The organism is Peribacillus sp. TH14 (genome assembly GCF_016651145.1).
GTDB classification, from domain to species: domain Bacteria; phylum Bacillota; class Bacilli; order Bacillales; family DSM-1321; genus Peribacillus; species Peribacillus butanolivorans.
This window is the reverse complement of the sequence record NZ_JAEKEK010000002.1, coordinates 325,151-337,947: the sequence shown is the minus strand read 5'-3', so window position 1 is coordinate 337,947 and position 12,797 is coordinate 325,151. Positions and strand designations below refer to the sequence as shown.

General features: G+C 37.6%; 15 protein-coding genes and 2 pseudogenes. 5 read left to right on the top strand and 12 right to left on the bottom strand.

The window, feature by feature from the left end; all coding sequences use genetic code 11:
* The first annotated feature begins 55 nt into the window (after nt 1–55).
* The 3 genes and pseudogenes from JFU50_RS31275 to JFU50_RS31270 form a co-directional block, all read left to right on the top strand.
* Nucleotides 56–325, top strand: coding sequence for a hypothetical protein (locus JFU50_RS31275; RefSeq protein WP_242489181.1), 270 nt, complete (start codon nt 56–58; stop codon nt 323–325).
* Nucleotides 271–1,188, top strand: a complete 918-nt coding sequence (gene xerS, locus JFU50_RS29570; RefSeq protein ID WP_342366394.1) for a tyrosine recombinase XerS — start codon at nt 271–273, stop codon at nt 1,186–1,188. The genes JFU50_RS31275 and xerS overlap by 55 nt, the downstream gene beginning before the upstream one ends.
* Before the next feature lie 698 nt (nt 1,189–1,886).
* A pseudogene (locus JFU50_RS31270) lies at nt 1,887–1,985 on the top strand (TetR/AcrR family transcriptional regulator); the annotation flags it as partial.
* 320 nt (nt 1,986–2,305) lie between these two features.
* Here the strand turns inward: JFU50_RS31270 and JFU50_RS29565 are convergent.
* From JFU50_RS29565 to JFU50_RS29520, 10 genes are all read right to left on the bottom strand, one after another.
* A complete protein-coding gene (locus tag JFU50_RS29565) occupies nt 2,306–2,920 on the bottom strand; it encodes a PadR family transcriptional regulator (RefSeq protein WP_201225553.1) in 615 nt (204 codons plus the stop codon).
* A gap of 79 nt (nt 2,921–2,999) precedes the next feature.
* Nucleotides 3,000–3,713, bottom strand: coding sequence for a HoxN/HupN/NixA family nickel/cobalt transporter (locus JFU50_RS29560; RefSeq protein WP_201225551.1), 714 nt, complete (start codon nt 3,711–3,713; stop codon nt 3,000–3,002).
* Between the two features lie 122 nt (nt 3,714–3,835).
* Nucleotides 3,836–4,660, bottom strand: coding sequence for an urease accessory protein UreD (locus JFU50_RS29555; RefSeq protein ID WP_201225549.1), 825 nt, complete (start codon nt 4,658–4,660; stop codon nt 3,836–3,838).
* A complete protein-coding gene (gene ureG, locus JFU50_RS29550) occupies nt 4,660–5,271 on the bottom strand; it encodes an urease accessory protein UreG (RefSeq protein ID WP_201225547.1) in 612 nt (203 codons plus the stop codon). The genes JFU50_RS29555 and ureG overlap by 1 nt, the downstream gene beginning before the upstream one ends.
* A 21-nt stretch (nt 5,272–5,292) precedes the next feature.
* On the bottom strand, nt 5,293–5,979 hold the full coding sequence (locus tag JFU50_RS29545) for an urease accessory protein UreF (protein ID WP_201225545.1): 687 nt from the start codon (nt 5,977–5,979) through the stop codon (nt 5,293–5,295).
* Nucleotides 5,969–6,427, bottom strand: a complete 459-nt coding sequence (gene ureE / locus JFU50_RS29540) for an urease accessory protein UreE (RefSeq protein ID WP_201225543.1) — start codon at nt 6,425–6,427, stop codon at nt 5,969–5,971. Before ureE ends, JFU50_RS29545 begins: the two co-directional genes overlap by 11 nt.
* A 22-nt stretch (nt 6,428–6,449) precedes the next feature.
* On the bottom strand, nt 6,450–8,162 hold the full coding sequence (ureC, locus tag JFU50_RS29535; protein ID WP_201225541.1) for an urease subunit alpha: 1,713 nt from the start codon (nt 8,160–8,162) through the stop codon (nt 6,450–6,452).
* Nucleotides 8,159–8,482, bottom strand: coding sequence for an urease subunit beta (locus tag JFU50_RS29530; protein ID WP_201225539.1), 324 nt, complete (start codon nt 8,480–8,482; stop codon nt 8,159–8,161). Before JFU50_RS29530 ends, ureC begins: the two co-directional genes overlap by 4 nt.
* A gap of 24 nt (nt 8,483–8,506) precedes the next feature.
* Entirely contained in the window at nt 8,507–8,809 is a 303-nt protein-coding gene (locus tag JFU50_RS29525; RefSeq protein ID WP_061465959.1) for an urease subunit gamma, read from the bottom strand.
* 48 nt (nt 8,810–8,857) lie between these two features.
* Entirely contained in the window at nt 8,858–9,109 is a 252-nt protein-coding gene (locus JFU50_RS29520; protein WP_201225537.1) for a hypothetical protein, read from the bottom strand.
* Nucleotides 9,110–9,586: 477 nt separating this feature from the next.
* On the opposite strand from JFU50_RS29520, the gene JFU50_RS29515 reads away from it, so the two are divergent.
* Complete coding sequence (locus JFU50_RS29515; RefSeq protein ID WP_201225535.1) at nt 9,587–10,531, top strand: urea transporter; 945 nt, start codon at nt 9,587–9,589, stop codon at nt 10,529–10,531.
* 165 nt (nt 10,532–10,696) lie between these two features.
* Here the strand turns inward: JFU50_RS29515 and JFU50_RS29510 are convergent, their stop codons facing one another.
* Nucleotides 10,697–11,233 (bottom strand): DUF1572 domain-containing protein, encoded by a 537-nt coding sequence (locus JFU50_RS29510; protein WP_201225533.1) that lies wholly within the window; start codon nt 11,231–11,233, stop codon nt 10,697–10,699.
* 351 nt (nt 11,234–11,584) lie between these two features.
* Here JFU50_RS29510 and JFU50_RS29505 point away from each other — a divergent pair.
* A pseudogene (locus JFU50_RS29505) lies at nt 11,585–12,115 on the top strand (IS110 family transposase); the annotation flags it as partial.
* A gap of 199 nt (nt 12,116–12,314) precedes the next feature.
* Here the strand turns inward: JFU50_RS29505 and JFU50_RS29500 are convergent.
* A complete protein-coding gene (locus tag JFU50_RS29500; RefSeq protein WP_201225531.1) occupies nt 12,315–12,629 on the bottom strand; it encodes a hypothetical protein in 315 nt (104 codons plus the stop codon).
* Between the last annotated feature and the right edge of the window lie 168 nt (nt 12,630–12,797).

Sequence of the window (12,797 nt, the reverse complement as noted above, 5' to 3'; positions counted from 1 at the left end):
GTTAAAATTGTATTTAATGCGAACTTCGACACATTTCGACAAAAGGGGTTTTTTGATGGCTTCTCCTAGAGAATCACTTTTACATGAAAAACGATTAGAAACTCACTTGGTGGATATGCCTGATTACGTCATTGAATATGTTCGTTCCAAAAAAAGAGCGAAATATTCAGCTTCTACCCTCCTTGGCTATGTTCATGAGTACATGAAGTTCTTTAATTGGCTACAACATGAGGGCATATCAGGGGTTGATTGTATTAAGGATACCCCTCTATCCATTTTAGAAAATTTAACAAAAAAAATGCTGAGTTTTATAAGGAATATTTAGAGGAAGAAATTATCAGCGTGGAAAATGATGTGAAGAAAAAACGGTCCGAAAATGCCGTTGCAAGGAATATTAATGCCATCAAATCCCTCTTCAACTATCTTACTACTGAAACAGAAAATGAGGAAACAGGTGAATGTTACTTCTATCGCAATGTATTCAGCAAAATTAAAGTACATAAAAAAGATGAAGATTCAGCAAACCGGCGTGCTAAAAAAATCAGTTCTGTCATTCTTAATAATCAGGAAATCAATGAATTTTTACAATACCTAAGAAGCGGCTATGAATACTCTCTTAGTCCTCGTCAAAGGAATGCTTTTCTTCGTGATAAGGAAAGAGATATAGCAATAATTAGTATGATGCTTGGTAGTGGTGCTCGTGTTAGCGAGGTCGCCTCCCTCACCATAAAAGATATTAACTTTCATAAAAGGCAAATGGACATAATCCGTAAAGGTGGTAAAGCCGATACGGTCGAGGTCTTGGTATCTTCTTTAGACGACTTAAAGGATTATTTACGAATCAGAGAAGTCCGCTATCCTGGAGCTAAAGATACCTCTTATGTTTTTGTCTCAAAATATGGAGGTTCGGCAAAACCGATTTCTGTAAGAGCCATTCAAGATTTTGTGACAAAATATACATTGGCTTTTAATTCGCAAGAAGAGTTCTCTTCTGGCCAGGCATTAAGCCCTCATAAATTTAGACATACCTTTGCGAGCGAATGGATTAAAAATGGCGGTAACCTCATTTTACTGCGCGATCAATTAGGCCATAACTCGATCGAGACAACAGAAAAATATACAAACCTATCATCAGCAGAAAGTAAAAAAGTGATGCGTGAGATTGAAAAGACACGTGATATTACATAAGAATTTAAGAGGAATCATGCTCGGTCCACGTGGGGGCACAAGAGCAGATACGAGTCCAGATTACCTGTGGAGCAAAACAACTGTGAATTTATATGAAGACAGTAAACGTACTATTCTGTTATCATCTAAAACAAGTACCCTTTGAATGGAAGCTTGAAAATACCCATTCAAAGGGCTTTTTATTACATAAAAAAAGAACAGTGGTAGCTGTTCATTACTTGTTATTTTTCTTCTCTGAGTTATGTTGCTCAATTAATCTAGGGACAGAGGTTTTCATAAAAAAATCGGACATTTTTCGCATAGTATCAGCAGAAATGTTAGGTTGCTGGATTAACTTATATATATATTCAGGAATATGCGGTTCCTTTGGATCTGTCATAGTTTATTAAACCTTCCCTCCTTTTCTATTACCTATATATTTCCCTATACATCACTAAGATTCCTACAAAAAAAAGAACAGTTTTCACTGTTCTTCCCCTTTGTCTACAAACTACGTGCATCATTGTGATGCACTAGTTCTGTGCGTATCATTAATGAACGTCTCCTTTCATATCCTCGTTAATTTCCTGATTTTTCTTTATTACCATCAGAAAACGTGGGGATATGGAATATTAAGGGGTTTTTGTTAAATCCTTTGTTTCCATCTGCCTTCATATTGCCCAAACGGTCAAATCCACTTTTATTAACTCATTCTTACTCTACCCAGCGGAAGGAAAGAATCTCCCCAAGAAATGGCTCATATCCTATCTACCATTACAGTTAATGGCCCCTTTTTTGCAGCTGGTTTGAAAAACTAAATCCTTCAAGGAAAAGGGACATTTACCTGAAAAAAATAGGTACTGTCCCTTTATCTGTTCTAAAATCCCAATTAAAAACTCCAAATTTTGAGGTACATCTTCAAATAAATTCTTAATATCTTCAAAGAATACCTCTCCTCCTAAATATTTATAAAACGGAACCTTTCGTTTTGATTGTAGGAAAATTCCCCAACAACATCAAAAGGAGGGCTGTGCTTATTAAACAGCCCCCCTTTTTTGGGTATCAGATTCAATAATTAAGTTTTTGGGGTGATTGGGATGCACAGGCACCGAAACAAACCTGGAATTTTTGATTATAGTCAATAAATCAAGATCTTGTCTTGAATGATTATATTAAGTTTTCCTACAATGATTCCTAACAATAAATTGTTTAATCTTGCTTTCTCAATCAAATTCAGAACCCACTTACACCATGAAATTTCTTCTTTATCTAACATACTCCTTCTATTAAAAAGAATATAACCACCAAAATGTTTAGATGTCATTTCTAACCCATTCTTCCCATGTGTTTGTTCAATTCTGGCTATATTTTCATCTCGCAAGGCCACGGTTTGTTCTAATTTAGAAATTCGGTCCTGAATTAATTTTTTCGCATTTTCTTCATTCGATAACCAAATCGAATACATCTTAATAAGAAAATCATCTCGAATGATGGGATCAGAAGGCGATTCAATGACCCATTTTTCCAGAGTTTCTCTTCCCTTTTCTGTGATTGAATATATTTTCTTATCAGGTTTACCCGTTTGTTCAATATGCTCAAATTCCAAAAGTCCATTCTTCTCCATTTTAGTTAACAGAGGATATATTTGACTATGCTTCGCAGGCCATAATACCTCTAAATATCCAACTAATTGATAGCCAGAACATGGATTTCTACCAAGCGAACTAAGTATCGCATATCCAAGAGTATTCATCTAATCCCCCTTCTTCCATATATAGCGTTCAATAATAGTGTGTATGTTAGCACGATTCGATCCAACATTCCTTACTGACTTAAAACCAAAGGTTAAATAATCCTTCATTAACCCCTAAATTATACATATAATATATTCCAAAAACCATACTAATTGTGCCCATTGTGAATACAAGTGTTCTACTAATTTTAACACGTTTCATACTTAACACAAAAGGGATACCAATAATCGTAGTGAAAAAAAGCATACCAATGACCGTCCCTACTCCAAATAAAAGGATATAAATAGCCGCTTCCCAAACACTCTTAACTGTACTCATCGTCAATATAACCATAGTGCCACTTCCTGCAAGACCATGGACTAGACCAATAGACATTGATTTCAAATATGAAACATGTTTACGTTTGTGTTTATGCTCATGTTTACCACCATGTTCATGGGTATGGACATGTTTATGTTCATCTCCATCATGTGCATGCGTATGAACATGGATACTTTTGAAAGAAAGGATCGTTGTAACACCAAGATAAACAAGCATGATTCCTACTAAAAATTCTAAGGACATAGACCATTTCCCTGGTATTTCACCCTTCATAAGAATAAGAATAATACCAACTATAAATAATGTTATCGTATGACCTATCCCCCAAAATACTCCTGCTAGAGAAGCGTGCCATAACTTTTTGCTTTGACTTGCAATTGTTGATACTGCAATCACATGATCAGGCTCAATTGCATGCCTGATTCCCAAAACAAAACCTATCGTTAAAACTGAAAACAATGTAACATCCATAAATATTTCTCCTTCAAACTTTTTGTCCCGTATAAAGTGAAACGTCCATAAGTGGCGGTTTTTTACAGCCTGATTAACCCGGATAAAAGCCCGGCAACCTTTTGGTTGCCGGGTTCTAAGTATTAATACTTTCTTAGAAAACACGGTTTGGTTATAAACCACTCTTGACTAATAATTCGGTGACACTCAGTAAAGATTTTCTCTATTACTTGTGTCGAGTTAGCTAATACACGAACCGTAAATCCTGGTACAGATAATAAAGATAGTCCAATTTTATATCGATCTGTATTCCCATTAATAGCCTGATATAACCGATCAAGGAGGTCAGGGCTTGTTTGTTCGCCAACCACAATCATGGAACCTAAATGCGAAAACCCTTCCATGAAGCCAATCTTCTCTATATTTTGGGCAGCAGGATTCAATTGAATATGATCATAGGCCACAAGCTCATCGTCCATATAAATTTCATTGATGAATTGAAGCCGATTATAACTGAAACGATCTCCATCCGGAGACCACCCCGGGGTTAAAATGTCGGAATAAAGGAAAGTCGCCCCTTTCTCCATGCGAATGACATTTTTTTGTTTATAGCGCGCGTCCTGATACATAATTAGCGGATCCGGAATATATTCGAGATAACATCCAGACTTTAGAAAGATCTCTGTTTCCTGGTAGGCATGAGTGTTAGGTGTCTTATAAACCTTTGTTGCGGATTGTGTCGTTAAGGTTAGTCTCGCTTGCTTCTCGAGCGTAATTTGTATTTTATAGCGATCTCCGTCTAAATAGCCTCCACCGGGGTTCAATATATAATAACAAGCTTGTCCAGAGTCGTCATGATAAACCGGACGCATCACTTTCAATGCGCCCTGAAAATATACATTTTTCGCTACAGTCTTTCCATTCCGATCTTCGACATCTAGACACAAAACTCCAGTCCAGTCTTCCATTATTCCAATCCTTTTAATAATGCATTCTTCATAAGCCAGTTAATGACCTGATCAAGCCCCGTATTATCTTTTAAATTGGTGAAAACAAACGGTTTATTTCCGCGAAAAACCTTCGTATCAGACTCCATCACTTCGAGGCTTGCGCCAACGAAAGGAGCTAAATCCGTTTTATTAATGATGAATAAATCTGATTTAATCATCCCTTGGCCGCCTTTACGCGGAATTTTTTCGCCTTGAGCTACATCAATAATATAGATGGAGAAATCCACAAGCTCTGGGCTGAAAGTCGCCGCAAGATTATCGCCTCCACTTTCCACAAAAATGAGCTCTACGTCCGGATGCTTCTCTTTTAATTCATCGATAGCCGCAAAATTCATGGAGGCGTCTTCACGAATAGCTGTGTGTGGACATCCGCCTGTTTCAACCCCAATAATACGGTCTGCCGGTAGGATTCCATTTTGCATTAAAAATTTAGCATCTTCTTTTGTATAAATATCATTCGTCACAACGGCCATGCTGATTTCACCTTCTAAATGACGGGTTAGCCTTTCAACCAACATCGTTTTTCCGGCTCCAACAGGTCCGCCTACTCCAATTTTAATCGGTTCCATATAAAAACACTTCCTTCTATATTAAGACATGAAAATACGAATATTCACACGCTCATGTTTCATTTGAGATAACTCTAAACCTGGTGAAATGATTCCAAAATCCTCTTTATCCAAAGTTTGAATTTTTTCTGTTGCCTCTATTAAAGCACTTTGAAACTCATGAATCGTCTTCTGTCCCGCGGTTTGTCCTAACGGAATCGCCCGAACGGCATTTTGAACAAGACTTGAAACAGTAGAATACAAATAATAGAGGGTGGTAGTTGATTTCGGAACACCAAGATGGTGCCCTATCATCGTAAAAGCAATAGCTGGATGTCCAAAGGAGTGCTTCTCCTTAATCCGTTTTTGATATTGCGAGTGAACAGGAAACTCATATAAAGATCCCACAAGGTTTACCATACGTTCTCCCATTCTTTTGGTACCTTCTCTCGTTTCACGCGGCAAATTTTGAACCGTCAGCATTCGATCGACCTTCCACACCGTTTGTACATCCTCATTTTCCAAGGCATCATAGACAAGACGGGTTGCCAGCCCATCTGAATAGACGAGCTGTTCATTTAAATATACATGAAGCCACTGAGAAAACGATGCTTGATCATACACTTGATCTTCTTGAATATACGTCTCTAGACCATATGAATGACTAAAAGCACCAGTTGGAAAATTCGAATCACATAGTTGGAATAAAGAAAGAATATTAGGATTCATGGCTATGTCCAATATGGCGAAAAGCCTGTTTTACTTTCCGATCTTCACGTGTAAAAGGAATTTGAAGCTCTTGCAGCAATTCTTCAACAAGATAATCATACTGAACGAGCATATTGTTCTCTTCAAATTGAGCTGGAAGGTGACGATTCCCCAATTGGTGGGCAATCGTTCCCATTTCCTTTAAACTTCGCGGGCTAATGACCAATAGATCATCGGAAAGGACATCTACGACAATCATATTTTTATCATCCATATATAAAACATCGCCGGCCTTAAGATCACGCAGTTCTTTTAAGCGAATGCCAATTTCGTGGCCGTGGTCGGTGGTCACTCTTTGAATCCGTTTCACTAAATTAGCACTTTCCAGGTACACCTTTTCCATATGGCGTTTCGCAATTTCTTCTCTGTCCATTGCTTCGATATTTGCAACAATTTTTTCAATGATCAATAGTTTCACCTCAAAATAAGACTCAAAATAAGAAATAGCGTTGCCCCATCGGTACTATATCCACAGGTTCACAAGTAATGAGATCCCCGTTTACTTTTACCTCATACGTTTGTGGATCAACCGTAATCTCAGGCGTTTCGGAATTAAGCTTCATATCTTTTTTCGTTAAGTTTCGAATACCATGAACTGGAAGAACCGTTTTTTCCAAGCCTAATTTTTCATGAACTTTATCATCAAAAGCGACTTGAGAAACAAAGGTAATTGAGCTCTTAGACATGGCTTTTCCATAAGATCCATACATTGGACGATAAATAACTGGCTGTGGTGTCGGAATAGACGCATTGGCATCACCCATTAAGCTTTCTACAACAAAGCCATTTTTAAGAATCATTTCAGGCTTCACGCCGAAAAATGCCGGTGACCAAATGACAAGGTCCGCCATTTTTCCGACTTCAATCGAACCGACATATCCAGAAATACCATGCGTGATAGCGGGGTTAATCGTATATTTAGCTACATAACGCTTCGCGCGATTATTATCAGAAAGCTCGCTGTCACCTTCCAACGCTCCTCGCTGTTTTTTCATTTTATCTGCTGTTTGCCATGTACGTAAAATAACCTCGCCAATTCGTCCCATTGCTTGTGCATCTGAGCTAACCATACTGAATACACCCATATCTTGAAGAATATCTTCAGCCGCAATCGTTTCGCGTCTAATCCGTGAATCAGCAAAGGCAAGGTCTTCAGGAATAGATGGGTTTAAATGGTGACACACCATTAACATATCCAAATGCTCATCGATCGTATTAATTGTATATGGCAAAGTCGGGTTTGTAGATGATGGTAGAACATTCATAAAGCTCGCTGATTTAATTAAATCAGGAGCATGTCCCCCCCCTGCCCCTTCCGTATGGTACATATGAATAACTCGGTCTTTAATCGCCGCTAGCGTGTTTTCCAAAAATCCGCCTTCATTCAACGTGTCTGCATGAAGGGCAACTTGTACGTCATATTGGTCCGCTACTCGGAGAGCGTGGTCGATAGCAGAGGCTGTAGCTCCCCAGTCTTCATGCACTTTTAATCCAATTGCGCCTGCACGTACTTGCTCAGCTAACGCCTCTTCGTTCGCAGCTTGTCCTTTTCCAGTGAAGCCTACGTTAATTGGAAATCCTTCCGCTGCTTGCAGCATTCTATGAATATTCCATTCACCTGGCGTAACAGTTGTGGCTTTTGATCCTGCAGCAGGACCCGTGCCTCCTCCAATTAAAGTTGTAAGACCGGAAGCCAACGCAGTCTCAACCTGTGCTGGATTAATAAAATGTACATGGGAGTCGATTCCACCAGCTGTGACGATCATCCCTTCCCCAGCAATAATTTCTGTAGAAGCACCAATTACAATATCCACATTATCCATTACTAAAGGATTTCCGGCTTTTCCGATTCCAGCAATTTTTCCGTCACGGATTGCAATATCCGCTTTATAAATTCCGGTATAGTCTAGAATAACAGCATTTGTAATGACTACATCCGGAACTCCATCTTCGCGAGTTGCAAGAGGATGTTGCCCCATCCCGTCACGGATTACTTTTCCGCCGCCAAAAACGACTTCTTCACCATATGTAGTATAATCTTTCTCAATTTGGATCACTAAATCTGTATCCGCTAAACGAATGGAATCTCCTGTCGTTGGACCATACATCCCGGCATATTGCTTTCTTGACATTTTGAAACTCATTGATTTCCCCCTCTTTCCACGGATCCATCTGTTTTATTATTTAATCCATACACACGACGTTCTCCTCCAAAATCAACCAATTCTATTTCTTTTTCATCTCCAGGCTCAAAACGAACGGCAGCACCCGCAGGAACATTTAACCGTTTCCCAAACGCTTCTTCGCGATTGAATTGAAGAGCTTCATTGATTTCATAAAAGTGGAAATGAGAGCCAATTTGAACAGGCCGATCTCCTGTATTAATTACAGACAGCTTTGTAACTATTTTCCCGGCATTACAAATAATTTCTTCTTCTTTTAAAAATAGTTGCCCTGGTATCATTTGAGCATGCCTCCTTGTCGATTCTTATCTGATTGGATTATGAACCGTTACTAGTTTTGTTCCATCAGGAAAAGTAGCTTCTACTTGAATATCGTGGATCATCTCTGGAATACCTTCCATAACATCTTCGCGCGACAAAATCATTGCACCATATTCCATCAATTGTGCAACCGTTCTTCCATCCCTTGCCCCTTCTAACACTTCATAGGTGATAAGTGCTACGGCTTCTGGATGGTTTAATTTTAATCCTCTTTCTTTTCGTCGCTTAGCAAGATCAGCTGCCACTACAATCATGAGCTTATCTATCTCACGCGGTAATAATTGCATCGTAAAGCCTCCTCATTTTTAAAATGACCAAGTATAGCGAAAATTCCATTAATTTTCGAGACCTATCTTCCCACCCCATTGATGATTAGTTGAACCAATTGCGAAGTATGAACTGTTTATCCCCCACCAGATGCTTGCCTGACTCCTCAAAGATATAAGGTAGACATTACACCCTGTTATCTGAGATAAACGGAAAATCCCCTCTTTAATATGGCCTGCTTTTTTACTAATGGAGAATCGAATCAAATATTCATCAATAACGTTACCTGAATTATCTGCATTCAAATGATCATGTATCATTTCATGATAAAAAATACCATTAAACACCATACAGAATATCACTATTTTAGATTTTTTTCATTTTATTGACAAAAAAATCCATAATTCACAATAAAATGAAGGATTGATTCCCCTGAAATATTAATATATCATAATATACATATATATCAAATTATATATAGTTTTGTATTTAATAGTTAAGTGAATGGACTTTGTATGGAGGAAATTTAAGAAAAGCTAAAGGATTTTATTCAAAGGAGGGAGAACTCTTTCCGGAAACATAGGACTTGCAAAAATCCCCTATAAAAAAGGTAAACTCGGAAAAATGATTATCTTACATTTTTCGTTTAGGTTTTTACATTGCCCTTCTGCTGAACTTAAACTCTTGATGCATGATTAACAAGGAATGTGTCAGAGGATATTTTTTAAAACTGTAGAAAATGAAATGATTGTATCTGAACCTATTTTTTTAAATATCTTAATTGAGGGGTTAGTATTATGCAAATAGACAAACGTACTTCATTGACCGATGGAATGTTTCTTTCTTTAATGAAGTCATCACTGAAAGGAATCTCTCAAGTCATATTGATTGAGAATGCTGTTACTGGTTTCATTATTCTAATGGCGATCACGATTTACTCTTATCATTTAGGGATTATTACTCTATCTTCCGCTATCATAGGAACGCTAATCGGAAAACTGGGAGGTGCTAATGAAAACAGTGTGAATTCAGGTTTATACGGATATAACTCCGTGCTAACAGGCATTGCACTAACATTGTTTTTAACTGGACCCTCTCAGTGGTTTATCGCTTTAGTTGGAGCTGCTTTAGCCGCAATCTTTTCCGCAGCAATGGTGCATTTCATGAGAAACACAGGGATTCCCATCCTTACATTCCCTTTTATCATTCTGACCTGGTTTATGTTGCTTGTATCTTACAAGTTAAAGGCTTTCCAGTTAAGTCCGGGACTAGTTCCTCAAGACTTATCACACTGGACCTTAAACATCTCTGGAAAGGTTAATTGGCTGGAAGGGAGTTTTAATGGGATAGGGCAAATTTTTTTTCTAGATAGTACCTTAGCTGGCATTCTGTTATTTATTGGCGTATTTTGGGCCGGATGGAAATATGGCCTTTTTTCCATTTTAGGTAATGCTTTTGCATTACTCATATCATTCGTACTTGGAGGGGAACACTCGTTAATTATTATGGGTCTTTATGGCTACAATGCGATTTTAACCAGCATTGCCGTATCTATAGTTTTTAAAGAGGACCATAATCGATTTGCGCCTATATCAGGGATCATCGCAGCTTGTGTGACAGTACCCTTATCGGCAAGTGTTGCTACCTGGCTTTTACCCTATGGACTTCCAGCCCTGACAATGCCTTTCGTTCTTAGTACCTGGCTTTTCCTAGGCGCGAGAAAAGTCCTTCCTAGGTTGTAACAAATTTGACTTTTGAGAATGGAGCATGAGGGGGCATTACTTCCAAAGACCGTTACCTTTGCAAAATTGTCCCCTTTTTACCTTAATGATAGCTCATTATTTTAATAAACAATCGGAAAATTAGTTCAAGAAGAAAAGCGAATCTGTATCCTCCTTTTTGATTGTTTACTCTCGGTGATTATCAAGCATTTGTTTTAAATACTCTTCAGATTTTCCCTTTTGTATACTGAGGCTTTCCCATTTATTATTTTTTAATTGTTTACCAATATAAACAATTTGTCCCACATGATAAGAATAATGTGCCAATTGCCTCTCAATAGCCTCTAATACCAAATGACCTTCTCCACGAATATATATTTTTTTTAATAAATCTTTCTCACTTAAACCAGTTAATGTATCAATTAGGGTTTGCCAACCCTTTTCCCAAACAATTGTGAGCTCTGATCTTGAAGATATATCATCTAAAAATTCTTCGTCACGATTTCTATATTCCTTCTCTCCGTCTGTTGTTAAAAAGTCAGTCCACCTTGAAACCATATTTCCACTTAAATGCTTTACTATTATTGCAATACTATTTGACTCGTCATTATAAGTCCAATAGATTTCCTCTTTAGATAATTGGTTTATCGTTTTATCTCCAAGACTTTTTACACTTTTAAATCTTTCAATTACAATTTTTAAATATTCGTTTCCAATATTCATAATTCCGCCCCCACAAATTAAACTGTTTTCTACAAATTTCCATTTATAAAATTCTATCATGTACAGTGAAAATAATAGAGCTTTCTTCAACTATCCTGCCCCTTCGTATTATAAAAGTCAGCCAGTTATTTCTGGTTGAACAATTTTTATATCGATATATGATAACGGTAGCCGGGGTAGAACGTTCCTGCCCGTGGGGCTTGGACCCCGTCAACTAAACAGTTCGCCCCCTACTTGCTTAAACATGATTTGGCTGGTTGGGACCAAGATCTCGTATAACAAGCGAAGCTATGATACTGCAAGAAGGATTAGGGGTTACCGGCAATATTATGTTTTTGGAGGAGATAAAAAATGAATCCAGTGGTTGGTCTGGATGTAGCTAAAGGTGAAAGTCAGGTTCAAGCGTTCTTGGATAAAAAGAAGCCTTATAAAAGAAGTTTTAAAGTAGCACATACCATTGAAGGACTAGAGAGCTTACACCAATATCTTAGAGAGATAGAAAACGTAACAGGAATTCGACCTCCGGTCGTTTTAGAGTCTACTGGGCATTATCATACGCCCGTTGTACAGTATTTTGAGGCGAGAGGTTACTTATTAATTATCGTTAACCCACTCATTTCTTATCGTGCGAAGAGCTCTAGTTTACGGAAAGTAAAGACAGATTTAATCGATGCACGTCACCTCTGCGAGCTGTACTATAAAGAGGATTTAGAGCCTTATAAAAAACGAGGGATACAACTCTTAAATCTTCGTAATCTTTCAAGACAACATGCAAATATAACAGGTATCTATGTACAAACAAAACTACAGTTTCAGGCTGTTCTTGATCAAGTATTTCCTGAATATAGAGGGGTTTTTGGAGACCGGCTGGGAAATGTTAGTTGATTTGGCAGCCTTCGACAAACTCTTTTGTTTAACTGCTTCAGAAAAGCTTTGCAACCACTCTGTATTCATTAATTTCACCCCAATGGGTATAACCATTGGTTATACCCTTATAAGACAATCCATATGAGTCCTCATAATAAGAACTCAATGCTTTACTAAATTGGGATTGTCTATGTCCAGCTAATCTTACTCATTTTTAAATATGAGGTTTTTGATGCTCATAACAATAAATACTACCTTTAAACCGCTCCTTATTTAACAAACAAAAGACCTCAACTTTACCAGATACTGCTCTTCCACAAGTCATACATGTCGCTACTTTAATTTGGCTTTCATTGGTTGCCTTAATACTTGCCTTCGTTTTTAACATCTCAACATGCTTTTTTCTTATATCTTGGTCTGATATGTTACTCTCCTCTAACACATTGTACATATATAAAATATCATCATCAGAAAATATTGGTGATTGATGCTGTAATTTTAAGACACTTAGCTTTATCTCTGGCAGCATAGAGGTCAGTATTTATCTATGTATTGTTAATATAAGCAATCTATTTAAAACTCTCTATACTTAATAAAATTAAAGAGCCTTACAAAAGGCTCTTTAATCACTGTTACATCTCTTATTTATCTTTCCTTACAAGTAGTGAACAGCACTCCACGTGCCCAGAGTGTATGT

Coding starts and splice junctions, on each gene's coding strand:
- JFU50_RS31275 (WP_242489181.1), top strand. CDS start 56: ATGGCTTCTCCTAGAGAATCACTTTTACATGAAAAACGATTAGAAACT.
- JFU50_RS29565 (WP_201225553.1), bottom strand. CDS start 2,920: ATGAATACTCTTGGATATGCGATACTTAGTTCGCTTGGTAGAAATCCA.
- JFU50_RS29560 (WP_201225551.1), bottom strand. CDS start 3,713: ATGGATGTTACATTGTTTTCAGTTTTAACGATAGGTTTTGTTTTGGGA.
- JFU50_RS29555 (WP_201225549.1), bottom strand. CDS start 4,660: ATGGAAGACTGGACTGGAGTTTTGTGTCTAGATGTCGAAGATCGGAAT.
- ureG (WP_201225547.1), bottom strand. CDS start 5,271: ATGGAACCGATTAAAATTGGAGTAGGCGGACCTGTTGGAGCCGGAAAA.
- JFU50_RS29545 (WP_201225545.1), bottom strand. CDS start 5,979: ATGAATCCTAATATTCTTTCTTTATTCCAACTATGTGATTCGAATTTT.
- ureC (WP_201225541.1), bottom strand. CDS start 8,162: ATGAGTTTCAAAATGTCAAGAAAGCAATATGCCGGGATGTATGGTCCA.
- JFU50_RS29530 (WP_201225539.1), bottom strand. CDS start 8,482: ATGATACCAGGGCAACTATTTTTAAAAGAAGAAGAAATTATTTGTAAT.
- JFU50_RS29525 (WP_061465959.1), bottom strand. CDS start 8,809: ATGCAATTATTACCGCGTGAGATAGATAAGCTCATGATTGTAGTGGCA.
- JFU50_RS29520 (WP_201225537.1), bottom strand. CDS start 9,109: ATGATACATGATCATTTGAATGCAGATAATTCAGGTAACGTTATTGAT.
- JFU50_RS29515 (WP_201225535.1), top strand. CDS start 9,587: ATGCAAATAGACAAACGTACTTCATTGACCGATGGAATGTTTCTTTCT.
- JFU50_RS29510 (WP_201225533.1), bottom strand. CDS start 11,233: ATGAATATTGGAAACGAATATTTAAAAATTGTAATTGAAAGATTTAAA.
- JFU50_RS29500 (WP_201225531.1), bottom strand. CDS start 12,629: ATGCTGCCAGAGATAAAGCTAAGTGTCTTAAAATTACAGCATCAATCA.